The 25,419-nt window shown below is 62.9% G+C and carries 25 protein-coding genes; 4 read left to right on the top strand and 21 right to left on the bottom strand.

The features are described from left to right. Nucleotides 1-114: 114 nt before the first annotated feature. The 11 genes from ABDB84_RS05640 to ABDB84_RS05590 all read right to left on the bottom strand — a co-directional run bounded on the left by ABDB84_RS05640 (nucleotide 115) and on the right by ABDB84_RS05590 (nucleotide 11,959). Complete coding sequence (locus ABDB84_RS05640; protein ID WP_345918718.1) at nucleotides 115-1,410, bottom strand: TRAP transporter large permease; 1,296 nt, start codon at nucleotides 1,408-1,410, stop codon at nucleotides 115-117. 10 nt (nucleotides 1,411-1,420) lie between these two features. After that, nucleotides 1,421-1,936 carry a TRAP transporter small permease gene (locus tag ABDB84_RS05635; protein WP_345918717.1) on the bottom strand — a complete coding sequence of 172 codons (516 nt, stop codon included), beginning with the start codon at nucleotides 1,934-1,936 and terminating at the stop codon, nucleotides 1,421-1,423. A gap of 137 nt (nucleotides 1,937-2,073) precedes the next feature. Then, nucleotides 2,074-3,066 carry a TRAP transporter substrate-binding protein gene (locus ABDB84_RS05630; protein WP_345918716.1) on the bottom strand — a complete coding sequence of 331 codons (993 nt, stop codon included), beginning with the start codon at nucleotides 3,064-3,066 and terminating at the stop codon, nucleotides 2,074-2,076. A 76-nt stretch (nucleotides 3,067-3,142) separates the two neighbouring features. After that, nucleotides 3,143-3,964 carry a putative hydro-lyase gene (locus ABDB84_RS05625; RefSeq protein WP_345918715.1) on the bottom strand — a complete coding sequence of 274 codons (822 nt, stop codon included), beginning with the start codon at nucleotides 3,962-3,964 and terminating at the stop codon, nucleotides 3,143-3,145. 256 nt (nucleotides 3,965-4,220) lie between these two features. Further along, the gene (locus ABDB84_RS05620) at nucleotides 4,221-5,138 is read right to left on the bottom strand and encodes a LysR family transcriptional regulator (protein WP_345918714.1); all 918 of its coding nucleotides are present in this window, start codon (nucleotides 5,136-5,138) and stop codon (nucleotides 4,221-4,223) included. Nucleotides 5,139-5,264: 126 nt separating this feature from the next. Then, nucleotides 5,265-6,335, bottom strand: coding sequence for an alkene reductase (locus tag ABDB84_RS05615; protein ID WP_345918713.1), 1,071 nt, complete (start codon nucleotides 6,333-6,335; stop codon nucleotides 5,265-5,267). Nucleotides 6,336-6,457: 122 nt separating this feature from the next. Further along, nucleotides 6,458-7,240 (bottom strand): fumarylacetoacetate hydrolase family protein, encoded by a 783-nt coding sequence (locus tag ABDB84_RS05610; RefSeq protein WP_345918712.1) that lies wholly within the window; start codon nucleotides 7,238-7,240, stop codon nucleotides 6,458-6,460. A 180-nt stretch (nucleotides 7,241-7,420) separates the two neighbouring features. Then, entirely contained in the window at nucleotides 7,421-8,860 is a 1,440-nt protein-coding gene (gene hydA, locus ABDB84_RS05605; protein WP_345918711.1) for a dihydropyrimidinase, read from the bottom strand. Next, on the bottom strand, nucleotides 8,860-9,591 hold the full coding sequence (locus tag ABDB84_RS05600; protein ID WP_345918710.1) for a maleate cis-trans isomerase family protein: 732 nt from the start codon (nucleotides 9,589-9,591) through the stop codon (nucleotides 8,860-8,862). The genes hydA and ABDB84_RS05600 overlap by 1 nt, the downstream gene beginning before the upstream one ends. A 294-nt stretch (nucleotides 9,592-9,885) precedes the next feature. Further along, entirely contained in the window at nucleotides 9,886-10,566 is a 681-nt protein-coding gene (locus ABDB84_RS05595; RefSeq protein WP_345918709.1) for a GntR family transcriptional regulator, read from the bottom strand. 154 nt (nucleotides 10,567-10,720) lie between these two features. Continuing rightward, nucleotides 10,721-11,959, bottom strand: a complete 1,239-nt coding sequence (locus tag ABDB84_RS05590) for an MFS transporter (RefSeq protein ID WP_345918708.1) — start codon at nucleotides 11,957-11,959, stop codon at nucleotides 10,721-10,723. Nucleotides 11,960-11,999: 40 nt separating this feature from the next. On the opposite strand from ABDB84_RS05590, the gene ABDB84_RS05585 reads away from it, so the two are divergent. Next, entirely contained in the window at nucleotides 12,000-12,344 is a 345-nt protein-coding gene (locus tag ABDB84_RS05585) for a hydroxyisourate hydrolase (RefSeq protein ID WP_345918707.1), read from the top strand. Nucleotides 12,345-12,408: 64 nt separating this feature from the next. On the opposite strand, the gene ABDB84_RS05580 is transcribed toward ABDB84_RS05585, so the two are convergent. From ABDB84_RS05580 to ABDB84_RS05565, 4 genes are all read right to left on the bottom strand, one after another. Further along, the gene (locus tag ABDB84_RS05580) at nucleotides 12,409-13,224 is read right to left on the bottom strand and encodes an ABC transporter permease (RefSeq protein ID WP_345918706.1); all 816 of its coding nucleotides are present in this window, start codon (nucleotides 13,222-13,224) and stop codon (nucleotides 12,409-12,411) included. Further along, the gene (locus ABDB84_RS05575) at nucleotides 13,221-14,075 is read right to left on the bottom strand and encodes an ABC transporter permease (RefSeq protein ID WP_345918705.1); all 855 of its coding nucleotides are present in this window, start codon (nucleotides 14,073-14,075) and stop codon (nucleotides 13,221-13,223) included. The genes ABDB84_RS05580 and ABDB84_RS05575 overlap by 4 nt, the downstream gene beginning before the upstream one ends. Before the next feature lie 195 nt (nucleotides 14,076-14,270). Beyond that, a complete protein-coding gene (locus ABDB84_RS05570) occupies nucleotides 14,271-15,317 on the bottom strand; it encodes an ABC transporter substrate-binding protein (RefSeq protein WP_345918704.1) in 1,047 nt (348 codons plus the stop codon). Nucleotides 15,318-15,334: 17 nt separating this feature from the next. After that, nucleotides 15,335-16,426, bottom strand: coding sequence for an ABC transporter ATP-binding protein (locus tag ABDB84_RS05565; RefSeq protein WP_345918703.1), 1,092 nt, complete (start codon nucleotides 16,424-16,426; stop codon nucleotides 15,335-15,337). A gap of 262 nt (nucleotides 16,427-16,688) precedes the next feature. Between ABDB84_RS05565 and ABDB84_RS05560 the strand changes: the two genes are divergently transcribed. Both ABDB84_RS05560 and ABDB84_RS05555 read left to right on the top strand, forming a co-directional pair. After that, nucleotides 16,689-18,092 carry an amidase gene (locus ABDB84_RS05560; RefSeq protein WP_345918702.1) on the top strand — a complete coding sequence of 468 codons (1,404 nt, stop codon included), beginning with the start codon at nucleotides 16,689-16,691 and terminating at the stop codon, nucleotides 18,090-18,092. A 15-nt stretch (nucleotides 18,093-18,107) separates the two neighbouring features. Then, on the top strand, nucleotides 18,108-19,103 hold the full coding sequence (locus tag ABDB84_RS05555; protein ID WP_345918701.1) for a lipid A deacylase LpxR family protein: 996 nt from the start codon (nucleotides 18,108-18,110) through the stop codon (nucleotides 19,101-19,103). A gap of 24 nt (nucleotides 19,104-19,127) precedes the next feature. On the opposite strand, the gene ABDB84_RS05550 is transcribed toward ABDB84_RS05555, so the two are convergent. The 3 genes from ABDB84_RS05550 to mutS form a co-directional block, all read right to left on the bottom strand. Further along, entirely contained in the window at nucleotides 19,128-19,721 is a 594-nt protein-coding gene (locus ABDB84_RS05550; protein WP_345918700.1) for a hypothetical protein, read from the bottom strand. A gap of 5 nt (nucleotides 19,722-19,726) precedes the next feature. Then, on the bottom strand, nucleotides 19,727-19,918 hold the full coding sequence (locus ABDB84_RS05545) for a hypothetical protein (protein WP_345918699.1): 192 nt from the start codon (nucleotides 19,916-19,918) through the stop codon (nucleotides 19,727-19,729). Nucleotides 19,919-20,011: 93 nt separating this feature from the next. Then, entirely contained in the window at nucleotides 20,012-22,546 is a 2,535-nt protein-coding gene (gene mutS, locus ABDB84_RS05540; RefSeq protein ID WP_345918698.1) for a DNA mismatch repair protein MutS, read from the bottom strand. 243 nt (nucleotides 22,547-22,789) lie between these two features. Between mutS and ABDB84_RS05535 the strand changes: the two genes are divergently transcribed. Continuing rightward, entirely contained in the window at nucleotides 22,790-24,034 is a 1,245-nt protein-coding gene (locus tag ABDB84_RS05535) for a tyrosine-type recombinase/integrase (protein WP_345918697.1), read from the top strand. Here the strand turns inward: ABDB84_RS05535 and ABDB84_RS20065 are convergent. The 3 genes from ABDB84_RS20065 to ABDB84_RS05525 are packed head-to-tail and all read right to left on the bottom strand — an operon-like array spanning nucleotide 23,973 to nucleotide 25,418. Further along, on the bottom strand, nucleotides 23,973-24,230 hold the full coding sequence (locus tag ABDB84_RS20065) for a helix-turn-helix transcriptional regulator (RefSeq protein ID WP_428715073.1): 258 nt from the start codon (nucleotides 24,228-24,230) through the stop codon (nucleotides 23,973-23,975). The two genes, ABDB84_RS05535 and ABDB84_RS20065, sit on opposite strands and share 62 nt — an antisense overlap. Next, nucleotides 24,223-24,939: a hypothetical protein gene (locus tag ABDB84_RS05530; protein WP_345918696.1), complete on the bottom strand. Its 717-nt coding sequence runs from the start codon at nucleotides 24,937-24,939 to the stop codon at nucleotides 24,223-24,225. Before ABDB84_RS05530 ends, ABDB84_RS20065 begins: the two co-directional genes overlap by 8 nt. Beyond that, the gene (locus tag ABDB84_RS05525) at nucleotides 24,936-25,418 is read right to left on the bottom strand and encodes a hypothetical protein (RefSeq protein WP_345918695.1); all 483 of its coding nucleotides are present in this window, start codon (nucleotides 25,416-25,418) and stop codon (nucleotides 24,936-24,938) included. Before ABDB84_RS05525 ends, ABDB84_RS05530 begins: the two co-directional genes overlap by 4 nt. Between the last annotated feature and the right edge of the window lies 1 nt (nucleotide 25,419).

Raw genomic sequence — 25,419 nt, 5'->3', positions numbered from 1 at the left:
TTGTCTCGTTTGCGGAGTCTTGGCGCGCGGGCAGCCAGGCTCCGTGCGCCCGCCGTGGCGGGCACAGGCGTTGAGTGCGAGCTCGCGTGATGGAGCTCGCTCATGGAGCGGGATTTACTGCATCAGGCCGGGTAGCCAGGTGATGATGCCGGGCACGAAGTACACCAGCATCACAAAGCTCACCATCAGCCAGAACAGCGGCATCGAGACTCTGGCGAGCCAGGTGATCTCGCGTTTGGTCAGCCCTTGCAGGACGAACAGATTGAAGCCGACCGGCGGCGTGATCTGCGCCATCTCGACGACCAGCACGATGAAGATGCCGAACCACAGCAGATCGAAGCCGGCGCTCTGCACGGTGGGCAGCAGCACGGCCATGGTCAGTACCACCATCGAGATGCCGTCGAGGAAGCAGCCGAGCAGGATGAAAAAGCCCATCAATACCAGCATCAGCGCGAAGGGCGAGAGGCCCAGGCCGCCGATGAATTCCGCCAGATGACGCGGCAAGCCGATGAAGCCCATGGCCAGGGTCAGGAAGGCGGCGCCGGCGAGGATCAGGCCGATCATGCAATAGACGCGCACGGCCGAACCCAGACCTTCGTAGAACTTGCGCCAGCTCAGCGAGCCCTCGATGGCGGCGAGGGCCAGCGAGCCTGCCACGCCCAGCGCCGCGGCCTCGGTGGCGGTGGCGATGCCCGAGTAGATCGAGCCGAGCACGACGATGATCAGCGCCACCACGGGTAGCAGATGACGACCCTCGTAGAGCTTGGCGAGCAGACCGACATGCGCGTCGGCGGCGGGTACTTGCTGCGGATTGCGCAGCGCCCAGACGACGATGTAGCCCATGAACACCATGGCCAGCAGAATGCCCGGAATGACGCCGGCCATGAACAGCTTGGCAATCGACACATTGGCCGCCACGCCATAGACGATCATGATGATCGATGGCGGAATCAGCAGGCCCAGGGTGCCCGCACCGGAGAGCGTGCCGACCGCCATGTGGTCGGGATAGCCGCGCTTCTTGAGTTCAGGCAGGGTGATCTTGCCGATGGTGGCGCAGGTGGCGGCGGATGAACCCGACACGGCGGCGAAGATCGCACAGCCAATTACATTGACATGCAACAGGCGGCCCGGAATGTGGTTGAGCCAGGGCGAGAGGCCACGGAACATGCCTTCGGAGAGCTTGCTGCGGAACAGGATTTCACCCATCCACAGGAACAGCGGCAGCGCGGTGAGGGTCCAGCTGGAGGTGCTGCCCCAGATGGTGAGCACCATGGCGTCACCCACCGGGCGTGTGCTGAACAGTTCCATCGCGAACACGCCAACGCCGAGCAGGGCGAGGCCGATCCACAGACCAGAGCCGAGCACGACCAGCATCAGCACGATGAGCAACAGGGCGATCAAAGCGTCCATCGCGGTTTCCTTATTCGATGCGCGCGGCTTCGCCGTGCGCGTGGGTGTCAAAGAACGGCAGGCCCAGCAGGTGGCTGAGCAGGGCGTCCAGGCAGGCAACGGCCATGCCGATGCAGCCGAGCGCCATCGCCAGCTGCGGAATCCACAGTGGTGAGGCATCCATCGCCGGCGAGACATCGTGGGTACTCCACGAGATCCACACCAGGCGCACGGCAAACCAGGCCAGCAAGGCTGACAGTGCGCTGCCGGCGAGCAGGCTCCACACTTGCAGCGCATTGCTCCAGCGCTGCGGCAGCTTGCCCATCAGCAGGGTGACGCGGATATGCTCGCCGCGTTGAAAGGTGATCGGCAGGGCGAGGAACAGGGCGGCCACGATGGCGTAGCCGGCGTAGGCGTCCAGGCCCTGTATATCCCAGCTGGCTTCGCGGGCCAGCACGCTCAGGCCAACGGTGATCAGGGCGGCCACCATCGCCAGCATGGCCAGCAGGCCGAGCAGGCGATAGAAAGCCAAGAGTGCCGATTTCATGCGTCTCTCCGGTCTGTCTTCAGGGTTTCATGGGCTGAGCAGGCTCCCGCAGCGCGCCTTGCGCGCTGCGACAGGGACATCTCAGCTGTGGGGTGTGGCCCGGATCGCGCAGGGCAGGCGTCCGGGCCGCAAGTGCTTCAGGGCTTCTTGAAGGCGTTGATGATGGCCTGACCGTCGGCGCCGGCGTTCTTGAGCCATTCTTCGGTCATCTTCTCGCCGACCGCCTGCAGTTCCTTCTTCAGCGCCGGGCTCGGGTCAGCCAGCTTCATGCCCTTGGCGGCGAGTTCCTTCTGGTACTCGATGTCCTTGGCTTCGCTGATCTTCCAGCCGCGCTCCTGTGCGGCGGCGGCGGCCTTCAGCACGGCTTCCTGGGTCGGCTTGTCGAGGCTGTCGAAGGCTTTCTGCGAGACGATGACGGCGTTCTTGGGCAGCCAGGCATTGACGCGGTAGTAATACTTCACGCTCTCGAACAGCTTGTTCTCGACCCCCGAGGCGCTGCTGGTGAGGAAGTTCTGCACCGTGCCGGTGGCCAGTGCCTGGCTCAGCTCGGCCAGCTGGATGGTGGTCGGTTGTGCGCCGAGCAGCTGGGCGATGCGCGAGGTGGCCGGGTTGTATGCGCGCATCTTGCTGCCCTTGAGTTCAGCGGCCGTTTCCACCGGTTTGGCGCTGTACAGGTTCTGGCCGGGCCAGGGCACGGTGAACAGCAGCTTCATGCCTTGTGCGGCGAGCAGCTTGTCGAGATAGGGGCGCTCGATGCCGGCGAGCTTGGCTGCTTCGGCATAGCTGTCGGCGAGAAAGGGAACCGAGTCGGTGCCGAACAGCGGGTTCTCGTTGGCATAGCCAGAGAGCAGGATTTCGCCGGCGGCGACCTGTCCGGTCTGCACTGCACGCTTGATCTCGTTGGCCTTGTAGAGTGAGGCATTGCTGTGCAGGGTGATCTTGAGCTTGCCGGCGCTGGCCTTGTCGACGTCATTGACGAAGCTCTGCAGGTTTTCGGTCTGGAAGCTGCTGGGCGCATAGGCGGTGGGCAGGTCCCATTTGCTGTCAGCCAATGCGACTTGGCTCAGCAGGGGCAGGGCAAATGCGATGCTCAGGGTGCGCAGCAGTGCGCTGCGGGTCGTGGTGTGCATGAGAATCTCCGGACGGTTGGGGTGGATGGAGCGGGTGTGCAGACGAGCGTAGTCGCCAGGTATTCGTGAGCGCTGCTCAGCCCTGACCGAGCTGGCGGTTGAGCAGATCGGTGACCAGCATGTGGCCGGGCGCGTGGGTGATGCAGAAAGCGGGGCGGGCGCTGGCAATCGCCGCTTGCGGCGTGACGCCACAGGCCCAGAACACCGGGAGTTCGTCGGCCATGATCGGCACCGCATCGCCGTAGTCGGGGCGCTGGATGTCGGCAATGCCGAGCAAGGCCGGATCGCCCAGATGCACCGGCGCGCCGTGGATCTCCGGCGTGCGTGCGGTGATCTGGATGGCGCGGATCGCATCGGCGGCCTTGAGCGGGCGCATCGACACCACCATCGGCCCGTGGAAGGGGCCGGCAGCGCGGGTCGGGATATTGCTGCGGTACATCGCAACATTGCAGCCCTGCTCGACATGGCGCAGCGGTATGCCGGCGGCCAGCAAGGCGTGCTCGAAACTGAACGAGCAGCCGAGCACGAAGGTGACCAGATCATCGCGCCACAGCGCACGCAGATCGGTCGGCTCGGACACCAGCTCGCCGTGTTCCCAGACGCGATAGCGCGGCACATCGCTGCGGATGTCGAGGTCGAGGCCCAGATCGTCGAGCATGTATTGCCCCGGTTCGGAGACGCCGATCAGCGGGCAGGGCTTGGGATTGCGCTGGCAGAAGCGCAGGAAGTCGCCCGCCAGTTCGGCCGGCAGGATCGCCAGATTGCCTTGCACGTGCTCGGCTGCCAGCCCGCTGGTGTGGCCGCTGAGCGCGCCGCTACGCGCTGCATGCCGCACTTCTTGTGCGCTGGAGTGGGCCGAGAGGGCGGGTGTCGTGGCGTGCGGCTGTGCGTCTGTCATGGCGGGCTTTCTTCATTCAGCTTGGATGGCTGGATTGTGAAAACTCGCGGGCTCGAGCGCCAACGAGAAATTCCGCAGATCGCTCAGCAAAAAAACTTGTGAGTCAATCGAGTGCATGAAAGTCCTCGATGGTGCGCATTCTGCCTTGGCGTGGTGCATGAATGAGCCCGCTTGGTGCGGCCGAAAATGCGCGTCGCCGCGTATGCAGTATGCGTGCTTGGAGCGCTGCGTCCCTGTGCTGGCGCGGCGCGGGCCTTCAGGCAGCTTCGGGCGTGTCGGGCTGTTCGGCCTCGAGCGCGTTTTCCTTGAGGTAGGCGAGCGCTGAGCTGAACACCGAATCGGTGAGATTGGAGGTGGGGTCTTCGCGGTAGCTGGCGTAGATCGGCAGGGGCGCCAGTTGCACGGTCGTGCGCAGCACGCGCAGCGGAGAATGGCGGGAGAGCTGCTGTACCGCCGCTTCGGGCAGGGTGGCGACACCAAGACCGCCTTCGACCAGCTGCACCATTGCCGAGATCGAGGAGATCGCGTGAATGCGCGGCGAGGGCAGCTGCTCGCGCTGGAACAGTTCGAGCAGGGCCTGGTGCGGTTGCGAGCCGCGCTGGAAGGTCAGCAACTCACAGCTGGCCAGTTCCTGCAGGCTGTAGCAGGGTTCGACGTGGCGCTCGGTATGGCCGACAAACACCATCGGCATCGGACGCATGTGGCGCGTGCGCAGCGAGGCATCGCTGGCGGCGATGGCGGCGAAGACCAGATCCTGAGCGCCGCGGCGGACCTGGTCGATCAGCACGGGCGAGGTTTCTACGGTCAGCTCCAGCGCGAAGTCCGGATGGGTTTGCCGCATCTGCTGGATCCAGCCCGGCAGCCAGCTGTGCACCACCGATTCGATCGCGCCGATGCGCAATACCACCGGGCCGCTGGCATTGCGCCCCATCTCTTCCTTGATCAGGCGCTGCATGTCGAGCAGGCGCACGGCCAAAGCGTGGAAGCGCTGGCCGGCGACAGTCAGGCGGAACTGCTTGTCGCGGCGATCCACCAGCACCGTGCCCAGCTCGTCCTCCAGCGCGGCGATGCGCGCGGACAGGGCCGATTGTGTGATGTGCAGCTTTTGCGCTGCACGTGTCACGCTATTGAGGGAGACGGCCCAGTGGAAGGCCTCGACAAAACGCAGATTCATGGGGTGGCGATGAGCTGGCTGAAGCCGCACTGTAATCGTAAGCACCCGTTAAGGTCGAGACGCAACGCGGCATGCTGCTCATTCGCCGGCCCACACCGCCGGTTAGGGCGGCGTGCGCATGCGGACTCAGGCGCCGAGGCTTGGGTAGTCCGTGTAGCCCGCGGGGCCGGCGCTGTAGAAGGTGGCCGGGTTGGGCGTGTTGAGTGGCGCCTTGGCCTGGATGCGGGCCGGCAGGTCGGGGTTGGCCAGGAAGGGCACGCCGAAGGCCACGGCATCGAGCTGGTCGCTGGCGATGGCGGCTTCCGCCTCCTCCGGCGTGTAGCCCATATTGCCGATCAGCACGCCTTCATAGACCGCGCGCACTGGCGTCACCACATCGCCGCTCTGCTGCTGGTAGAAGTCGGCGCGCATCAGGTGCAGGTAGGCCAGCTTGAAGTCATTGAGCCGGCTGGCCAGCCAGGTGACGAGGCCGACCGGATCGCTGTCGCGCATGTCGTTGAAGCTGTTGAGCGGTGACAGGCGCACGCCGACGCGATCGCTGCCCCACACTTCGCTGACCGCCGTCAGCACTTCAAACAGCAGGCGGGCGCGGTTCTCGCGACTGCCGCCGTAAGCGCCTTCACGCTTGTTGGAACCATCACGGAGGAACTGGTCGAGCAGGTAACCATTGGCGGCATGTACCTCGACGCCATCGAAGCCGGCGTCCTTGGCGTACTGTGCGGCCTGGCGGAAGCCAGCGACGATGGCGGGCAGCTCGGCGTCCTCCAGCGCGCGCGGCACGGTGTAGGGCAGCTTGCCCTGCGGCGTGTGCACTTCTTCATTGGCAATCGCGATGGCGCTGGGGGCGACCGGCACCGCGCCGCCGTTGAGGGCAGGATGGCAGGCGCGGCCGCCATGCCAGATCTGCAGGAAGATGCGCCCGCCCTTGGCATGCACCGCATCGGTGACCAGCTTCCAGCCGGCCACGCAAGCCGGCGAGTAGATGCCCGGCTCCTTCCAGAACGCGGAATTGCCCTCCATCGCCATGGTCGCCTCGGCAATCAGCAGACCACCGCTGGCACGCTGCGCGTAATGCTCGGCCATCAGGGCATTGGCGATATGTTCTTCGCCGGCGCGGGCGCGCGTCAGCGGCGCCATGAAGATACGGTTGGGCACGCTGAGCGCACCGACTTGGAGTTCTGAAAAGAGAGTGGGCATGGTGTTCTTTCACGAGTCATGAGAAGAGCGCGCCCATGGCGCGCCTGAAGCCTGCAAGACATGTGAGGCTGGGCCGGCGGAATTCAATCGCCGGCGGCCGATTTCTGTCAGCCCGTGCGGACTCAGTCGCCGAAGCTCAGGCGTGCACAGCCCAGGGTGTGAGCATCGTCGGCGCAGAAGCGGGCTTCGAAGGACTCCGGTGCGATGGCGAAGTGCATGCCGTTCCAGGTGCCGGTGGTGACGATGTCGCCGGCCTGTATGCCGCCCCAGCGCAGCGCGCCTTCGTTGGCCCACCAGGGCAGCAGGGTGAGGGGATCGCGGTGCGGATGGCCGCCGGTCTGTTCGGCGATCAGCTTGCCATTGATGAAGCTTTGCGCTTTGAGCGTGGGCCAGGCTTGCGCGCAGTCCTCGCTGATGGTCTCGCCGAGCACGAAGCTGCCGTGCAGCATGTTGTCCGCCAGGCGTAGCAGGGCGCCGGCCGCTTCGTAATTGGCGAGGGCGGTGTCGACGACTTCGATGGCGACGTGGCGACTGCCGATGGCGGCCACAACTTCGTCGTAACTGTAGGGCGCGGCGCGCGGTGGCAGGGGCCGGGCGAAGCGCACCGCGATTTCACATTCGATGCCCAGGGTGCGGAAACGCGTGTGCGGTGTGTGGCTTGCGTGGGCGAGGACTTCCGGCATGGCGGCGCAGATCGGCTCCGGGCTATCCGTGCCGTTGCCGATTTTCCAGGCGCGGGGGCGTTGCGTGCCGTACTTGCGTTGCCAGATTGCCGCCTGCACGGCATAGGCGTGTTCGCGCGTGTCGATCTGTATGGCGCTGCATTCTTCGGCGGTGAGCGCTTGTTGCGTGTTGCGCGCGGTGATGAGGCGCGTCGCGAGCTGCTGGATGTCGTCTGGATTCATGCTGTCTGCTTCGTGGTGTTGCTGCGTTGGCTCATTGATCTGCTGCGTCCGGCCTGGCTGATCTTGGCTAGATCGAGGCGAGGCATTCGGGCGCAGCCAGAGCATGAACAAGTGTTCCTCGTGCGAGCATGATCTGCTGCAAGACATGAGGTGTTCGTACTGCTGCCGCCAACATCAAGCTCAGGCGCTGCGCACGCGTGGTTTGGCGGGGGTCGGCAAGCCGCAGGGCTGGTAGTGGCCCTGGCCGGCTGCGCCGAGGAATTCACCTTGCTGTGCGAGGACTTCTCCGCGCAGCAAGGTCGTCCGTGGCCAGGCTTTGACGCGCTGGCCTTCGTACGGCGTGTAGTCGACGGCGTGGTGCAGCTTCTCGTTGCGGATTTCGATGTCCACGTCGGTATCCCAGATCACCAGGTCGGCATCGGCGCCGATGGCTATCGAGCCTTTGCGCGGATAGAGGCCATACATCTTCGCCACATTGCTCGAGGTGAGGGCGACGAAGTCATGGATGTCGAGGCGACCGCCCAGCACGCCGGCCGAGAATAGCAGGGCCAGCCGGGTCTCCAGGCCCGGTATGCCATTCGGGATCTGGTTGAAGGCGGCATCCTTGCCGGCGACGAACTTGCCTTGCGGATCGTCGAAGCGGAACGGTGCGTGATCGGACGAGAACACGGCGAAGCTGCCCGATTGCAGGCCGTCCCAGATCACCTGCTGGTTGGCCTTGTCGCGCGGTGGTGGGCTGCAGATGCACTTGGCGCCGTGGTGATCGTGTTCGCTGAGGCCCAGATCGTCAGCCGTGAGGAAGAGGTATTGCGGGCAGGTTTCGGCGAATACCTGCAGACCATGCGCCTGCGCCCACTGGATCTGCTCGACGGCTTCGCGCCCCGAGACATGCACGATGAGGATGGGCACGTCGACGAGTTCGGCCAGCGCAATCGCCCGGTGGGTTGCCTCGCGCTCGACCAGCATCGGGCGCGAGGCAGCGTGGTACTGCGGCGCGGTCTTGCCGGCGGCGATCAGGCGCTCGGTGAGCCAGGCGATGCAGTCGCTGTTTTCGGCGTGGATCATGACCATGGCGCCTTCGGCACGCGCGACCGACAACACGTCGAGAATTTCGCGGTCGCTGAGTTTGAGGTCGTCGTAGGTCATGTAGATCTTGAACGAGGTGTAGCCCTCGCGGATCAGCGCCGGCAACTCTTCTTGCAGCACCTGCGGTGTCGGGTCGGAGACGATCAGGTGGAAGGCGTAGTCGACGCAGGCCTTGTTCGCCGCGCGGCGGTGGTAGTCCTCGACCGCTTCGCGCAGGCTGTGGCCCTTGATCTGGCAGGCGAAGGGAATCACCGTGGTGGTGCCACCACAGGCGGCCGAGCGCGTGCCCGACAGGAAGTCGTCGGCCATCACCGAGCCGTCGCTCATCGGCTGGTCCAGATGACAGTGGCCGTCCACGCCCCCGGGCAGCACGTAGCGACCTTCGGCGTCGATTTCCTGGTGACCTGCGCCGAGCCGCTCGCCCAGCGCGGCAATGCGGCCGTTGCGAATACCGATGTCGGCATCAAAGGTGTCGGCGGCGGTCACGCAACGGGCATTGCGGATCACCAGGTCGAAGGCTTCGCTGTGCGCCATCAGGCAAGCTCCGCGAACAGCTGACCCCAGCCCTTGATCTGTGTGGTGTCGTAGCCCTGCATGCGCAGCATCTTCCAGATCACCGTGCTGACCGTGTCATAGACCGGGATGCCGTAGCGCGCCTCCCAGTCGGCCACCAGGTGGGCGGCCTTGAGATTGGTGCAGAAGGTGGTGATGGCGTCGGGCCGGTGCAGCGCTGTCGTCGCGACCATCTCGCTCAGCTGGGCCGCCGTGACTTCGGAGAAGTCGAAATTGACCGAGATGCCAAGATGCTGCTCGGCAATGCATTGCATGCCTTCGCTGGCGAAATTGAAGACGATCTTGGCTTGCACATCGTCGGTATAGGGCGTCACCAGTCCGAGTGTCTTGTGGGCGCGCTTTTCCATCAGCTCTTTGAGGGCGAGGGTCGACGTGGTGGCGGGAATGCCTGTGGCATCTTCGATGCGCTGGCACAGGATGCGGTCGGCTTCCAGGCCCAGCCAGCCGGCCGAGGTGCCGCTCCAGCCGATGCTCTGCACCTTGGCATCGGCCAGCAGGCGGGCGGCAGCGAGGATCTTGTCGTCGTCGAACTGGCCCAGCGCCTGCGGCTTGAGCGAGATCTCGGTGACCGGGAAACGGGCAAAGTGCGCCGAGACCCCCGGCGCCGCAGCGCAGAGGGCGCTGGTGAGCGGTTCCAGCGAGGTATTGGAGGACGGGGTCAGAATACCCAGCAGGGTACGCGCAGTGCTCACGGCGGGTGTCACTTTCCGGCTACCGGAGCAGCCTGTCGGTCGATTGGATTGTGAACAATCCTAGCAAGAGCCAAGCCAGTTGAGGGCTAAGCAAAAACCTTCACCGCAAAGGCACAAAGGGAAAAGATGAGGGCCGCAAAGAAGGGCGAGGCGGAGTCAGGGGGCTCTGTGCTTGCAGCACTTTGCGGCCCTTTGCGTTTTCTTTGCGCCTTTGCGGTGAAGGGTTCGGACTTGTTTCAATGCCTGCCAAGCTGGCCGGAAAAGATCACGAGCAGCGTCTAAAGTGTCGGCCGCTCAAGCGAACATGCGGTCCCAGTCGATATCGACCTTGTCTTGCGGCGAGAGCTTGAGCTCGTTTTCGACGTGTTGCAGATGTTCGAGCATCAAGCGGGTGGCAGTGGCTTCGTCTTGCCGTTCGATGGCTTCGACGATGCGGATGTGCTCATCTTCGGGGCAGGCGGGGGTGTGCGGGGAGTCGTAGAGCGAGATGATCAGGCAGGTCAGCGGGCACAGTTCGTCCATCAGCTTGCTGATGTAGCGATTGCCGCCGATTCTGGCGAGCAGCATGTGGAATTCACCCGAGAGCTTGATCACCGCGCGACGGTCATTGGCCAGGCGCGCCTCGGATTCCTTGGTGATGTGCGCGCGCAGTTTGCGCAGGTCGGCCTTGGTGGCGCGGGCGATGACGCTGCGCACGACCTCGGCCTCCAGCAGGCGACGCGTGGCGAAAAGATCGCGTGCATCCTGCGTCGAAGGGCTGGCGACAAAGGCGCCGCGGTTGGGGTAGAGCGTCACCAGACCTTCTTTGGCGAGCACCGTGAGGGCATGGCGGATCTTCGTGCGGCTGACCTTGAAGGCCTCGGCCAGGCGTTCTTCAGCCAGCTTTACGCCGGGGGGCAGGCGATGCTCCATAACGGCATTGGTGATGCGTTCGGCAATCAGCGTGACGTCGGATTTGGCGGGAGATGGGCTCATGACAAGGGCTGCTCAAGTGGCCGGGAGCGGGTCGGCTGGCGTATGCGCTTAAGAAGGAAGATTGCTGTTTGGTCGGATTGTACGCGCGCTGCATTCTGCGCGCGAAAATGGCGCTTTAAATTGTTCACAATATTGCGCGCAAATGGTGCGCTGCTCATGATCTTGCACCAGCCTGTCTCCTGATTGTCGGGTGCGTCAGCAAGACGGCCAGACCGCTTGCCGCACAGAGCAGCGCCAGGAACAGATAGCAGTAGCGCAGATGCGTGCCGGCCAGCGCAAAGAGCAGTGGTGCGGCCAGCAAGCCGGTATAGCTGACGCTCATTGTTGCACCGGTCCAGGCCGCCGTGCGTGCCGGGCCGGCAAGGCGGCTCAGTTCGGCCAGCAGCAGGCCGTTCCAGCCCGAGACCAGAAAGCCGCTCAGGAACATCAGCGCAAAGATCAACGGCAGCGGCAATCCACCGCCTGCCTGACCGGGAAGCCCGCTCACAGCGCCGATGCTCAGCGCGATGCCGGGTCCCATAAGGCCCAGGGCGAGCGCCGTGCTGTCGGTGTTGCGCGCCCAGGCGCTGAGCAGGATGCGCGCGAGCAGGCCAGCACCCTGGGCGCAGGCCAGCAGGGCACCGGCGAGCGCTGGGGCAAAGCCCAGGGTGCTGACGAGGAAGGAGAATGCGAAGCCATTGACCGCAATCTGCATGGCGGCGTAGCTCGCCGCTAGGGCAAGCAAAGCCGGCATGCCCGCGGTCCGCCACTGGGCGGCCAGCGTCGGGCGCAGTGCCTGCGACAGGTCTGGCGCCGGCTCGGCAAGCTGAATGGCGTCGATGCTGCGCAGGCGAGTCAGCAGCAAGCTCGCGGTGAGGAGCAGGCACAGCAGCGCAATCAGGCCAAAGCCACTGCTCCGGCTGTTGGCGAGCAGCCAGGGCAGGCACAGCGAGGCGGCCATGGCGCCCCATTGGTTGCCGGTCTGGCGCAGTGCAATCACCCAGCTGCGCTGGGCGGGCGTGCAGACGCGTACCAGGCTGGCCGAACTGGCCGGCGTTTCCGGGCCGAAGGCGAGGCCGAGCAGGAGCGCCGCAGGCCAGACGGCCAGGCTCGCTGGCAGGCACAGCAGCAGGCTGGCCAGCAGGACGCAGAACACGCAGCCCGCTGCGACGCGTATCGCGCCCCAGCGCTGGCACAGCGTACCGGCCTGCGCCGCGCCGACAGCGCCGAGCGCGAAGATCAGCGCGTTGAGCCAGCCGAGCTGCGAGACGGGCAGGCCGATCAAGGGCGCGGCAATGCCGAGGCCGAAAATGCCGACGGCGACGATGGCTTGTACGGCCGTCATCGCCAGCAGCGCTGGCCACAGCAGGGCATGGTCCTTGCGAGCCTTGGTACCAGAACGGCGCTCAGTCATCTGCGCTGGCCGATTGCTTCAAACATGGAAAGGATGCGCGATGGCGGGTGGGATTTCGATGCACGGGGTGGATGTGGCACGCGGCGTGCCGGCACAGGGTATGCGGGTGGAATTGTGGATGATGGCGCCGGACAGTCGCCTGCTTGCCACAGGCAGTCTGAATGCCAGCGGCGTCTGGGAAGATCCGCTGACGCGCAGCGAACTGATCGTGCCCGGCACTTATGAGGCGCGCTTTCACGCCGGTGAATACTTTGCGGCGCAAGGGAGCCCCTTGGGCATTCTCGACCTGGTGCCGTTCCGTTTCGTGATCCGTGATCCCTCGCAGCACTATCACCTGCCTTTGAAAATGACGCCCTGGGGCTACTCCTTGTTTCGCGGCGCCTGAGTGTTGTTGCCTTGCCCCTCTCCCGCGAGCGTGAGAGGGGCTGGTGGAGAGGCTTGATCGCCGCTCAGCGCATGCGCCTGGTCATGCCGGTGAGCTTCTCCATCACGATCATCAGGATCAGGGTCGAGAAGATCATCACGCCGGACAGTGCTGCGATGGTGACGTCGAGCTTGCCTTCGAGGTCTTGCCACATGCGGATCGGCAGCATGTCGGTACGTGCATCGCGCAGGAACAGCGAGACCGGCACATTATCGAAGCTGGACATGAAGGCGATGAAGGCGCCTGCCGCCACGCCCGGCGCAATCAAGGGCAGGGTGATGCGGCGGAATGAGTACCAGCGATTGGCGCCCAGGCTGGCCGAGCTTTCCAGCAAGGTGGCGGGCAGCTGCGCCAGCGCCGCCACGGTGGTTCGCATGACATAGGGAATGCAGACCACGGTGTGGCCGATGACCAGGGTCGTCAGCGAAATGCTCACCCCCAGCTGGCTGAAAAAGATCAGCGAGGCGAGGCCGAAGGCCAGCGCAGGCAGGATCAAGGGCGACATGAAGAAGCTGTCGAGCACGCGCGCCATCAATTTTTCAGAGCGTGCGATGCCCAGCGAGGCGGCGACACCGAGCACGACCGACAGCAGGGTGGTGAGGCCGGCGACCTTGATGCTGTTCCAGGCGGCAAAGTGCAGCTGCCAGGCTTCCAGCAAGGCTTCGTACCAGCGCAGCGAGTAGCCCGGCGGCGGGAACTTGAGCGAGAAGCCGCTGGTGAAGGAGACGATCAGCACGACCAGGGTCGGTGCCATCAGCAGGATGATCGAGAGCGCGGCAAGGCTCCACAGGGTCAAGCGCAGGCTGATGTCGGAGAGACTGTTGCGGTGTCCGAGTTTCATGTGCTGGCATAGCCTTTCGAGAGTCGGCCGAGGATGTTGAATACGCTCACGCAACCCATCACGGCGACCAGGAAGATCAGCGAAATGGCGGCGGCATACGGCCAGTTCTGCAGGGTCGAGGCCTGCTGGTAGATGTACATGGGCATGAACAGCATCTGCCCGCCGCCGATCAATGATTGCGAGATGAAGGCGGTGATCGAGGCGGCGTAGGTCATCAGGCAGCCGGCGATGATGCCCGGCAGGGTCAGCGGCAGGGTGATCTTGAAGAAGGTACGCCAGGCGCTGGCACCGAGGATCGACGAGGCATCTTCGAGGTTGGGCTCCAGGCGCTGCAGTGCGGTGATGAGCGGCAGCACCATCAGTGGCAGCTGCACGTTGGCGAGCGCAACGACCAGGCCGGCGCGCGTGTAGATGAGCTTGAGCGGCGTCTCGATCCATTCCCATTGCAGCAGCACCGAGTTGATGATGCCCTGGCGGCCGAGGATGACGATCCAGGCAAAGGTGCGCACGACCACGCTGGTCAGCAGCGGCAGCACGATGATCATCATCAGCACGGTCTGGATCGACGCGCGGCTGCGCACGAAAGCCCAGGCCAGCGCGTACCCGAGCACGAGCGAGAGCAGGGTGACATGTGCGCCGAGCAACAAGGTATCACCCAGAATGGGTAAGGCAAAACCTTCGGTGAAAAACTTGCTGTACTGCGCGAGACCGAATTCTGTGAGCGCGGTGTCGTTGTGCAGGCTGATGAACAGCAGCAAGAGCAGTGGCGTAACGAAAAATACGACGAAGAAAGCCGTCAGCGGCATCGCGAAGCGCAGGCCGTAAACGGTGACCGGGTTGAATGTGCGCACGGGCGGTGTCCTGAAAAGTTTTTACTGAAATGCGAGCTAGTCAGCCGTGTGGAATCCGTAGCAAATGGAGCGAGCACGCCGCTGGCCGCACTTGCCAACTAAGGGCTCGCGCAGAGCAGTGCGATAGCACGGCGAGCGAGCCCTCATTTACCCAAATGCCGCCAGCGACGTGCGCAGCCCTTTTGTTACGGATTCCTAGATCTTGATTTCCTTATTGAAGCGCTCGATCCAGGCCGAGCGTTGCTCGTTGATCTTCTTCCAGTCCTGGAACAGGAACTTCTTCTTCATCTCGGCGTGGTCCTTGGCCAGCGCCTTGGCGATCTCGCCTTCCATCTTGACCTTGGTATTGGTCGGCACGACGAGGTAGGGCGACTGCATCAGCTTGCTTTGCACCTCGGGCGACATGGCCGCTTCGATCAATGCGACAGCCAGCTCGCGGTTGGGCGAATTCTTGACGATGTGGATGGTGGTCTTGAAGGCAATCGCGCCTTCCTTCGGTGCGACCCATTCCACCGGCACGCCTTGTGCCTTCAAAATCTGGATGGCATTGAAGTTGCCCGGGCTGATGTCGATCTGGCCTTGCTGGAACAGCGAGGCCAGCTGGCCCGGATTGGCCGCAACCGCAGCCAGATTGGGCTTGAGTTCCTGGATCGCCTTGAAAGCGGGCTCGATGTTCGATTCCGAGCCACCCTTCATCTTCGCCAACTCGACCATGAAGCCGGTGCCCAGCGTGGAGTTCATGTTGGTGATGCCGACGCGGCCCTTGAATTCAGGTTTCCACAGGTCATGCCAGGAGGTCGGTGGCTTCTTGACGGTCTCGGGGTTGTAGGTCAGGCCCACAACCTGGAAGAAGATGGCCGGGCCATTGACTTCCTGCGCTTCGGGAATCAGATCCTTGAAATGCTTGCTCTTGGCGACCGGATAGGGTTCGACCAGATCTTGCGCCACGGCGGTGAGGGCAGGACCCGGATCGTGCAGCATCACATCGATCGGCGGGTTGTTGCGCGCAGCCGTGACCTTGGCGATCTGGTCGACCGAGAGCATCGGGTCCAGCGTGATCTCGGCGTTGTTGTTGGCCTTGCGGAAGGCGGGCACCAGCACCGCCTTGTGGGCCTCTTCCCAGCTGCCGGTGAAGGTGGCGAAGACGAGACGGCGTGCCTGCGCCTGAGAGATGCCGGGAAACATCTGCACGGCGGCGAGGGTGAGCGCCGATTGCAGGACGCGGCGACGACTGAGGTCCATGTAAAGCTCCTTTCGGGTCAGACTTGGGCTGAAAAAACCTGGATCGCACTGGCGGCCAGCGGACTGACGCCAATGCGCGTGCCGCTTGCGCGGGGCTCAAGCCCCGGCAGGCGTGGTTCGGATGTCTTGAGGCGCAGGCCGTCATCGGTGATGACTTCATGCACGATGGTCGGGCCTAGCGGCATACCGAGCTCGACCGTGGCCGGCATGCCGCTGCCATCGCTGCTCAGGCGCAGGCTCTCGGGCCGCACGCAGGCGATGACGGCACTGCCTTCGGCCAGTGCCATGCGCGGCGCGGCGCACAGCAAGCTTTGACCAGAGGCCAGTTGCACTTCGCAGGCATCTGCCGAGAGTCTGGCAAGCCGGCCCTCCAGCTGATTGGCGCTGCCGACGAACTGATTGACGAAGAGGCTTTGCGGACGGTCGTAGATTTCCGACGGCGTGCCGAATTGTTCGAGCTTGCCGCGATTGAGTACGGCCACGCTGTCGGACATCGACAGCGCTTCTTCCTGATCATGCGTAACCATGATGCAGGTGGTGCCGGACTGGCGCTGGATGCGCTTGATCTCGATCTGCATGTCCAGGCGCAGACTCTTGTCGAGCGCCGCGAAAGGCTCGTCGAGCAGCAGGATGCGTGGTTCCACCGCCAGCGCGCGGGCCAGTGCCACGCGCTGCTGCTGGCCGCCGGAGAGGGCACGCGGCAGGCGATCAGCCAGGTGCGCCATCTGCACCAGTTCCAGCATTTCGGCCGTGCGCTTCTTTTGCAGGGCGCGATCCTCACCGCGAGCGGCCAGGCCGTAGGCGATGTTGTCGGCAACGCTCATGTGCGGGAACAGCGCGTAGTTCTGGAAGACGATGCCGACTTCGCGCTTGTTGGGCGGCAAATCATCGATGGGCCGCCCGCCGACGATGACGCGCCCGGAAGTCTGCTGGATGAAGCCGCCGATGATGCGCAGCAAGGTGGTTTTGCCGCAGCCTGAGGGGCCGAGCAGTGACACCAGCTTGCCCGCAGCGATCTCCAGGGTCACATGATCGACGGCAACGGAGCTGCCGTACTGGTGAAGGATGTCGTCCAGCGTGATGCTGAAACCGTGGGCGGGAGTGCTCATGGGCAGGTACGGAAATTGACTGATGAACGCTGTTTAGCAAGTGCAATGCCAGTTGTTTGTGGGTTGATGATGTACATTGTTGTATTGCATAAAATCTAATTAAAACATTGCGTTAAACTAGTGCTTGAGTTTTGTGTTGTGTATTTACGGGTTAAGTTGTACACAAAATATTTGACGAAATGTTGCACTGTTTGGGCGCTCAGTTTTCCTGTGTTGAGCGTCTTTGGTGCGCAGATGCTGCTGCGGCAGTCTTGGAGAGCGAATGTCGATCGAGTGGATGTCGGCGCGGCAAATTGCCGCGCAAGTGAACGCGGGTGAGCTCAGTGCCCGGCAAGTGGCCGTAGCGTTGTGTGATCGTGTCGAGCAACAGAATCCGGCGCTCAACGCGCTGATTCATTACCAGCGTGACGCGGTGCTGGCCGAAGCGGCCGAGGTCGATGCGCGTCTGGCCGCAGGCGAGCAGCTGCCCCTGGCCGGTGTGGCTTTTACGGTGAAGGACAATCTGTGGGTGGCGGATCTGCCCGCCACCTTCGGCTCGCGCCTGTTCCGTGACTTCATTGCGCCGCGCGACTCGTGGTGTGTGGCGCGCCTGCGTGCGCTGGGCGCCGTGATGCTGGGCATCAGCAATTGCTCGGAATTCGCCTGCATGGGCGTCACTCACAATCTGCTGCATGGCGTGACGCGTAATCCGCTGGATTTGACGCGCACGCCCGGTGGCTCGTCGGGCGGCGCGGTCGCGGCCGTCGCGTCGGGCATGGCACCGCTGGCGTTGGCCACCGATGCGGGCGGTTCGACGCGGCGACCGGCCGCGCACACCGGACTTGTGGGCTTCAAGCCGACGCTGGGTGCGGTGCCCAACCCCTGGGGCTTTGACGACCCCAATCACATGCTGTCGGTGATCGGCCAGATCGGGCGCGATGTCGAAGACGTGGCGCTGATGTTCGACGCACTGGCCGATTTCGATGCGCGCGATCCGCTCTCGCAGCCCGAATTCGGCCGCCTGCGCGCCATGCCAGCGCTCAAGGCGCCGTTGCCGCCATTGCGCCTGGCCTTCTCGCTGGATCTGGGCTGCGGTTTTGCGATTGACGAAGATGTAGCTGCCGCGATGCGGGCGGCTGTGGAGCGTCTGCGCGCGGCCGGCTGGCAGATTGATGTGGCGAGCCCCAGTTGGCCGGCTGGCGCGGCAGAGTATCCGTTGCTGGCCTTGCAGCAGTCCGAGTTGGCGGCGATGTTTGGCGCTGCTTTGGCGCGCGCGCCGCAAGACTTCGTGCCGAATATTGCCGAGCAGATCCGTCTTGGCCAGCAGGTTGCTGGCCCGCAGCTGGCGGCCGTGCTGTTGTTGCGCGACAAGCTGGCGCAGGCGCTGGCTGAGTTTTTCGGCTCCTACGACATCTTGCTGTGCCCGACATCACCTGTCGAAGCCTGGTCTGTGGAGGCGATCGGCCCCGCAGAAATCGGCGGCAAACCGGCCGGGCCGCGCGGCCACGCCGCCTACACGCCCTTGTTCAATTATTGCGGCGTGCCGGCGCTGTCGATTCCCTGCGGACAGGGCCGCCAGGGGCTGCCCGTTGGCTTGCAAGTGGTGGGGCCCCGCTACGCGGATGCGCAAGTGCTTGCCCTGGCCTGGCAGATGGAGCAAGTGTGGCGGGCGTCGGCCCCTGGATGACGTAAGATCCGGCAGATGAAACCTGCCATCCGATTTTTCGCTCCCGCGCTGGCCATGCTCTGGCTCGGCAGCGCGACAGCCCAGACTGCGCCGCGTGCCGAGGGCATTTTCTCCGCCGTGGTGGAGAATGACTCCTTCGGCCCGAGCGACAGCCATTACACGCACGGCATGTTGCTGAGCTACCTGCACGAACGTAATGAGGAGCCGCGCTGGCTCAAGGCCTTGCATCGCTATCTGCCGTTGCAGCCAGCGGCGGGCCTGGATGGACAGCCGGATGTGCGCACCGAGTTCTCGCTGGGGCAGAGCATCTTCACCCCGGTCGATATCGCCAGCCGCACGCCCGACGCACACGATCGCCCGTATGCCGGCTGGCTCAATCTGAGCGCGGGGGTGATCGTCACCAATGGCAATCTGCAGGAGCGCCTGGCGCTGGGCGTCGGCATCGTCGGCCCTGCTTCACAGGGCGAGACCGTACAGACCAACTGGCATCACCTGATCGGCGCCACGCATCCGGCCGGCTGGGATTACCAGCTGCACGACGAGCCGACCCTGGAGTTGATCTACGAGCGCATGTGGCGTACCGACAAAACCGCGCTGGGTCCGCTGCAACAGCAGTGGATGTGGCACGGCGGCGCGGCGCTGGGCAATGCCTGGACCTACGCCAATGCCGGCGCGACCTTCCGTTTCGGCAGCATCCCCGATGACTACGGCGTACCGCGCATCGGGCCCGCCTTGCCGGGTTCCGGTTACTTCCGCCCGGGCAATGGCCTGTATGGCTTTGCCGGTTTCGACGCGCGCTGGGTCCTGCGCAACATCTTCCTCGATGGCAACAGCTTCCGCGACAGTCCCTCGGTCACCAAGCGCAACCTGGTGGGCGATCTGCAGGTCGGCGCGGTGTGGATGCTGTCGCGCTGGCGCCTGACCCTGACCCACGTCTGGCGCAGCAAGGAGTTCCACTGGCAGACCAAGAGCGACACCTTCGATGCGCTGAGCGCGTCGTTCCTGTTCTGAGTCCCACGCGCGGCCTTATCTTGACTATTCAGATATAACGCGAAAATAGCCTTTGATGCAGTCAGTGTTTCTGATGCAAATCTGGACGTGATTTTTTGCGCGGAAACCGGCGTTTGGATAAATGGGGTCTCCTTCCCAGAAGGCGCCACGCACTGTGTCATAGCTGGGGAGGTTTTCTGCTGCGCGGATAGTGTGGAGCATCTGCAGGACGGCGCAATCAAGGTGGCGCTGCCTCAAGTCCGCACCACCCTTGTTGGAGGGCAGTTTGTCTGGATGATTTGATGCAAGTGCTTCGTAGGCCAGTGCTGCTTGTTCGAGCGCAGAAGCTTCAAGCATGTTCAAGCAGAGCCCTGGATCAATAATGACGCCCACCACCGCAGGCGTTTCGATTTTCCCTTTGGTGATCTTTGGTTCTTTGGCGCTTTGCCGGGCAAAGTCTTCCGCGCGCTGGGGGCTGTATTCCCAGAGGTAAATTCCATGCCCCAGCCAATCGTAGTCGTTTTTACTGGGAGTTAAATGTTCATGTCCTGCAAGCACGCGTTCGGCTATTTTTGCATCCGTGCCATGAAAGCCAAGTAGAAGCCCGGGCAAAATCTCATAGCGGGAATTGGCTGACATTGGTTTTATCCACCATAGGTCTTCGTCAGTTTGCCTTTGCTAGAGTAAATGCCTGCATTCACCATCAAGCGGCGCGCCTGCTCAGGGTTCGCATTCAGACGTTCAACCGCGGAACGCAAGCGCGAAATTTCTGACTCGGGCTTGGTGGCTACTGGGCGAATATTGCTGCCGATTTGCGTACTTTTTGCTTTGGCCATGAGCTTTCCCTCCCAAAACTGAGATTTGATTCTAGCACCCGGCTGAAAAACAAGCCCGCAAGCAAACAGAAGACTCCTGGCCTTGTGGTGATCTCAATTCAAGCGAGCTCTGAGCGCATACAGCGCTTCGAGTGCCTCCCGCGGACTCATGCTGTCCGGGTCGAGTTCGGCGAGCTGGGTCAGTGCCGGGTGGCTGACCTGTGCCGGTTCGGGCTCGGGCAGGCCGACAAACAGGTCGTCCTGCGGGCCGCTGGCGATCTCGCGCGATTCGAGCGCGCGCAGGCGGCGCTTGGCGTCGCGCACCACGGTTTGTGGAATGCCAGCCAGCGCGGCGACCTCGATCCCGTAACTCTGCGACGCCGGGCCGTCCTTGACGGCGTGCAGGAAGACGATGCTGTGGCCGTGTTCGACGGCGCCCAGGTGCACATTGGCGCACTCGGGGTATTCCTGGCCGAGGCGCGTGAGCTCGAAGTAATGCGTCGAAAACAGCGCGTAGCTCTGGTTCTTGTCGAGCAGGTGGCGGGCAATCGAATAGGCCAGGGCCATGCCGTCGAAGGTCGAGGTGCCGCGGCCGATCTCATCCATCAGAACCAGGCTGCGGTCGGTTGCCGCATTGAGGATGGCAGCCGCTTCGGTCATCTCGACCATGAAGGTCGAACGGCCCGAGGCCAGATCGTCGGAAGCGCCGATGCGCGTGAAGATCGCATCCATCGGGCCGATGCGTGCCTCGCTGGCCGGCACGAAGGCGCCGCAGTGCGCGAGCAGCACGATCAGTGCAACCTGCCGCATATAGGTCGATTTACCGCCCATATTGGGGCCGGTCACCAGCAGCATGCGGCGCGTGGGAGCGAGCAGCACGTCGTTGCTGATGAAATTGTCCACCTGGCGCTCGACCACCGGGTGGCGGCCGCCACGGATGTCGATCAGTGGTTCCTCGACCAGCAGCGGTGCGCGGTAGTCGTAGCGCGCGGCGGCGTGGGCAAAGGCATTGAGGCCGTCGAGCAGGGCGATGGCGTGGGCGATGCGCTGCAGCGGGCCGACCTGCGGCAGCAGGCGCGCCAGGATCTCTTCGTAGAGCAGCTTCTCGCGCGCCAGTGAGCGTTCCTGGGCCGACAGCGCCTTGTCCTCGAAGGTCTTGAGCTCGGGCGTGATGTAGCGCTCGGCATTCTTCATGGTCTGGCGGCGGCGGTAGTCGTCCGGCACCTTGTCAGTGTTGGCGTGGGTGACTTCGATGTAGAAGCCATGCACGCGGTTGAACTCCACCTTCAGCGTGCTGATGCCGGTGCGTTCGCGCTCACGCGTTTCCAGCGCGACGAGGAATTCGCCGCAGTTGTTCTGGATGTCGCGCAGCTCGTCCAGTTCGGCATCGAAGCCGCGTGCGATGACGCCACCGTCACGCACCTGGGTGGCAGGCTCGGCGGCAATCGCCGACTGCAGCAGGAGCAGGGTGTCCAGCGGCGTGGCGAGGTCTTGATGAATCTGTTGCAGCAGTTCGGCGCTGCAAGCGCTGATCGGCGCACGCACCGATTCCAGCGTGGCCAGGCTGTCGCGCAGGGCCGCCAGTTCGCGCGGCCGAACGCTGGAGAGGGCGATGCGCGTGGCGATGCGTTCGATATCGGCAATTGTCCGCAGCGCTGCGCCGACGGCGCTGAGCGGGCCATCGCCGGCATTGCCGAGCAGCATGCCGACGGCATCGTGGCGCAAACGGCAGGCGTGGCGATTGGCCAGCGGGTGATGCAGGGCGTGGCGCAGCCAGCGCGAGCCCATGCTGGTGGCGCTCAAGTCGAGCAGCGAGAGCAGGGTTGGCGCCGGCTCACCGCGCAGAGTTTCGGTGATTTCCAGATTGCGCCGCGTGTGCGCATCCATGCGCAGGTAGTCGCCTTCCGCTTCGACCTTGAGCGTGCTGATGTGGCCCAGGCTCTGGCGTTGCGTGGCGCGGGCGTAATCGAACAGGGCGGCGGCGGCGGCCAGCGCCACATCGAGGCCTTCGGCGCCGAAGCCGGCGAGGTCATGCGTGCCGAAATGCGTGGTCAGCAATTCCTGCGCGGTCTTGGCGTCGAACTGCCAGTCGGCGAGGCGACGGATCGCCGGCACGCGGGCTTCGAGTGCCGGCAGCTTGAGCGATTCGGGCAGCAGGGCTTCGGCCGGGCGCAGGCGTTCGAGGTGGCTGATCAGCGATTCAGGCTCGGTCTCGACGATGCGGAAGTCGCCATTGGCGAGGTTCAGCCAGGCCAGACCCAGCACGCCGCGATTGAGCTGCACCGCCAGCAGCGGCGCATCGGCGCGGTCATCGAGCAGGGCGGCATCGGTCAGCGTGCCGGGGGTGACGATGCGGCTCACGGCACGCTCCATCGGCCCCTTGGTCGCGCCGGGTTCGCCAACCTGTTCGGCAATCACCGCCGATTCGCCGATCTTCACCAGCTTGGCGAGGTAGGGCTCCAGCGCGTGATGCGGCACGCCAGCCATCTTGATCGGCTTGCCGGCCGAGGCGCCGCGCGTGGTCAGGGTAATGTCGAGGATGCGCGCGGCCTTCTCGGCGTCTTCGAAGAACAGCTCGTAGAAGTCCCCCATGCGGTAGAACAACAAGGTGTCCGGGTGCTGTACTTTGATGCGCAGATATTGCTGCATCACTGGTGTGTGGCTGCTTATTTCAGCTTCCGTAAGTGCCTGAATTGAATTGTAAAAATCGCTCATCTTCTTGATTTGTATTGGTTTGTTCGTGTGTGATGCGTTGATTTGATTGTCTATCTACGCCTATGTACACCTTGCTAAACCTACGCTGTTGGCGTAACTTTTGCAGTCCTTTGTGCAAAAACCTACGCCATGCGATTTGACGCAAGAACAGCAAAAATGCTCGCTCCGGGCGAGCACATGATCATTGAAGGTTGCGCCGGACTGCGGCTTGTGGCCACCCAGCAGTATCGCACTTGGGTGTACCGCTACAAAGCTCAGGATGGTCGCATGAAGCAGCTTAAACTGGGGCGCTGGCCGGCGATGTCTCTGCCGTCGGCCGTTGCTGCCTGGGAAGCGAAGCGCCTGCTGCGCGAATCTGGTGATGACCCGGTGGCCGAGAAAAAGGCGGTAGCGCAGGAAAAGAAGGCCGTGGCTGCGCGATCAGCGGCGCCCAGGCGATACACGGTCGAGGCGATGCTTGAGGACTTCCTAGTGCGCTATATCGAACAGCACAGGGCGCCGAAAGGGGCAAAGGAGGTGCGCCGCATGTTCAAGACCATGTGTGGCCCGATAAACAGCCTGCAGCCGGAGGGTGTGACGCGCTCGGTAGCGTTCGATCTGATCGACTCTCACCGCCGCACCCCGGTTCTTGCCAACAGCCTGCGCCGCGAGCTGGGGCTGTGCTGGGACTGGGCGCTCGATGCGGGCAAGATCAAAGAGGCGACGCCGAACTGGTGGCGAATGGTGCTACGGGGGAAGTTGAAATCAAAGGGGCGGGTAATGTCCGGCAAGCACATTGGCACGGTAAAGCGCGTGCTCTCGGAGACTGAGCTGTCGTTGCTCATTCCGTGGCTGCCCAACTTCCCTGAGTCCACTGCAGACATTCTGACCCTTTACCTCTGGACGCTGATGCGAGGCGCTGAGATAACGGCAATTGAAGGGCGAGAGGTCAGCGAAGAAAAGGACGGTCTGTGGTGGACTATTCCGAAAGCGAAGACAAAAAATCGCAATCGAGACACCGCGACAGATATACGCGTGCCTCTGGTCGGGCGAGCCAAAGAGGTTGTCTTGCGCAGGTTGAAGCTGTACGGGCCGGGGTATCTATTCCCGTCTCGCATACCCGGTCGGTGCATTGAACAAAAAGTCGTTAGCGAGCGCGTCTATTATCATCAGCCGTATGCCTCGATGCGAGACGAGTACAAGCGCGTGCGTCTACCGGTATCGAACTGGGGGGCGCACGACTTGCGCAGGACAGGCCGTACTTTGCTTACAAAAATGGGATGTCCGACTGATGTTGCTGAGGCTGCAATCGGTCATGTTCAGCCTGGGATAGAGGGGGTCTACAACCGTTACTCATACGATGAAGAGAAACGCGTGTGGATTACTCGTCTTTCTGATCTTTTGGAGAAACTTGCTTCGCCTTCTCAGCCGGTGGAGGCATGAGATTCGCTATCGGTCGAGAATCGCACCATTGGTCAACTTCACGAGCCAGCCACGCGACGCGGCGCCCAGAAATCAGGCGCGGCTTCGGGAAGGTTTCGTTCGCGACCATCTTTTGAATCTGGCTCTTGCCGAGAGTGGTTATGCGGGAAACCGTTTCGAGACTGTAGTAGAGCGGCTTGATGGCTACGTCAGTCATTCGGATACTCACGGCGGCGATCAAAATAGAAATTCGTTGTCGTGTCTGGTGTGCGCGGCATGACTATGCCCACCAGGGGAAGTTGATTGAACTCAACGAATACGACGGATGACTCAGGGGCCACGGACGATGTGCCGTCACGCCACAACTTCACGCACGGCGATGTGATGCCGTTGCCAGGAAGCTCTTTAATGAACTGAGTCAGGTAGGACATATTCACCAATGCCTCGCCTGCAGGAACAAGATCTGATCGATTCGGCGGATTTGTGATCCTTCCCTCTTCTCTCCACTTCGGGTATGAAGAACAATCAATGATGCAGTGCCCCGGCTGGATGAAAATCTCTTCGCCGATGCCGTTGATGACGGTCAAGTTCGAGTTGCCACGTACAGCGATTTTTGTGCCGAGATTCTTGTTTCGCTTCGTCAAAAAAATAGATTCACGCTTCGAGCAGTGGCGCAGTGATTCGCGATTGATTTTGACGACGAAGGCTCGATTGGCAACCCCTTCTTTGTCGAACGCTGACATGAGGCGATGCCCGTCTGTTGCGGTGATCAGCACGCCGCCGCTTTTCAGCGGCTCAATGTGGATGCCGTTGAGGTAGAAGCGAATATCATTCGTCGGCATGCACGGCGAAACCCATCGAGCCATTGCAGCGCTAAATTCCGCCACGATGGGCTGCTCTTCTTTGTTTTCGTGTGTCGTATTCATGGTGCCTTTGCCTCTTCGAGAGCGATTTGAATCTGAACAGTTTTGAGCGCGTCTTCTGCCTCTCCTGCGGTCATTTTTAGCGCCATTTGCTCAAGGTTTTCGAGCTCAGTAATGCACTTTTTCATGACCGACTCTGATGCGAATCCGCCGTTATCGAGAATAGAAACCAGCGAGTTAAGGCCTGCAGTAGCGATCTGCGTTCCTTTTCGCTTTGCGTGCAGCTCCATCATTTCCAGGAGGCCGCGCAGCGCCGGTGTCAGCGCGTATGTGTTGCCCGTATGTGGGTCAGAGAAAACGGTCTGGCCCGTCGCAACGTCTTCGTCGACGTTTCCGGTGCTCATCAATTCACGCACGAACTTGTAGATCGGAGCGAAAACAGCGTCGACCTTCCAGGGCGTTCTGTACATCGGCCGATCCGGATTCCAGGCGGATTGCTTCGGCTTGTGGTATTTCTTTCTGGTTTTTTTTGTGGTTCCCATG

This window comes from Uliginosibacterium sediminicola (assembly GCF_039631295.1).
GTDB lineage: Bacteria > Pseudomonadota > Gammaproteobacteria > Burkholderiales > Rhodocyclaceae > Viridibacterium > Viridibacterium sediminicola.
The sequence above is the reverse complement of the archived record's forward strand: the minus strand, read 5'-3'. Positions and strand labels throughout refer to the sequence as shown.

Bases quoted from the DNA above. Each gene is read 5' to 3' on its own strand.
- ABDB84_RS05640 (WP_345918718.1), bottom strand. From the start codon at position 1,410: ATGGACGCTTTGATCGCCCTGTTGCTCATCGTGCTGATGCTGGTCGTG.
- ABDB84_RS05635 (WP_345918717.1), bottom strand. From the start codon at position 1,936: ATGAAATCGGCACTCTTGGCTTTCTATCGCCTGCTCGGCCTGCTGGCC.
- ABDB84_RS05630 (WP_345918716.1), bottom strand. From the start codon at position 3,066: ATGCACACCACGACCCGCAGCGCACTGCTGCGCACCCTGAGCATCGCA.
- ABDB84_RS05625 (WP_345918715.1), bottom strand. From the start codon at position 3,964: ATGACAGACGCACAGCCGCACGCCACGACACCCGCCCTCTCGGCCCAC.
- ABDB84_RS05620 (WP_345918714.1), bottom strand. From the start codon at position 5,138: ATGAATCTGCGTTTTGTCGAGGCCTTCCACTGGGCCGTCTCCCTCAAT.
- ABDB84_RS05615 (WP_345918713.1), bottom strand. From the start codon at position 6,335: ATGCCCACTCTCTTTTCAGAACTCCAAGTCGGTGCGCTCAGCGTGCCC.
- ABDB84_RS05610 (WP_345918712.1), bottom strand. From the start codon at position 7,240: ATGAATCCAGACGACATCCAGCAGCTCGCGACGCGCCTCATCACCGCG.
- hydA (WP_345918711.1), bottom strand. From the start codon at position 8,860: ATGGCGCACAGCGAAGCCTTCGACCTGGTGATCCGCAATGCCCGTTGC.
- ABDB84_RS05595 (WP_345918709.1), bottom strand. From the start codon at position 10,566: ATGAGCCCATCTCCCGCCAAATCCGACGTCACGCTGATTGCCGAACGC.
- ABDB84_RS05590 (WP_345918708.1), bottom strand. From the start codon at position 11,959: ATGACTGAGCGCCGTTCTGGTACCAAGGCTCGCAAGGACCATGCCCTG.
- ABDB84_RS05585 (WP_345918707.1), top strand. From the start codon at position 12,000: ATGGCGGGTGGGATTTCGATGCACGGGGTGGATGTGGCACGCGGCGTG.
- ABDB84_RS05580 (WP_345918706.1), bottom strand. From the start codon at position 13,224: ATGAAACTCGGACACCGCAACAGTCTCTCCGACATCAGCCTGCGCTTG.
- ABDB84_RS05570 (WP_345918704.1), bottom strand. From the start codon at position 15,317: ATGGACCTCAGTCGTCGCCGCGTCCTGCAATCGGCGCTCACCCTCGCC.
- ABDB84_RS05565 (WP_345918703.1), bottom strand. From the start codon at position 16,426: ATGAGCACTCCCGCCCACGGTTTCAGCATCACGCTGGACGACATCCTT.
- ABDB84_RS05560 (WP_345918702.1), top strand. From the start codon at position 16,689: ATGTCGATCGAGTGGATGTCGGCGCGGCAAATTGCCGCGCAAGTGAAC.
- ABDB84_RS05555 (WP_345918701.1), top strand. From the start codon at position 18,108: ATGAAACCTGCCATCCGATTTTTCGCTCCCGCGCTGGCCATGCTCTGG.
- ABDB84_RS05550 (WP_345918700.1), bottom strand. From the start codon at position 19,721: ATGTCAGCCAATTCCCGCTATGAGATTTTGCCCGGGCTTCTACTTGGC.
- ABDB84_RS05545 (WP_345918699.1), bottom strand. From the start codon at position 19,918: ATGGCCAAAGCAAAAAGTACGCAAATCGGCAGCAATATTCGCCCAGTA.
- mutS (WP_345918698.1), bottom strand. From the start codon at position 22,546: ATGCAGCAATATCTGCGCATCAAAGTACAGCACCCGGACACCTTGTTG.
- ABDB84_RS05535 (WP_345918697.1), top strand. From the start codon at position 22,790: ATGATCATTGAAGGTTGCGCCGGACTGCGGCTTGTGGCCACCCAGCAG.
- ABDB84_RS20065 (WP_428715073.1), bottom strand. From the start codon at position 24,230: ATGACTGACGTAGCCATCAAGCCGCTCTACTACAGTCTCGAAACGGTT.
- ABDB84_RS05530 (WP_345918696.1), bottom strand. From the start codon at position 24,939: ATGAATACGACACACGAAAACAAAGAAGAGCAGCCCATCGTGGCGGAA.
- ABDB84_RS05525 (WP_345918695.1), bottom strand. From the start codon at position 25,418: ATGGGAACCACAAAAAAAACCAGAAAGAAATACCACAAGCCGAAGCAA.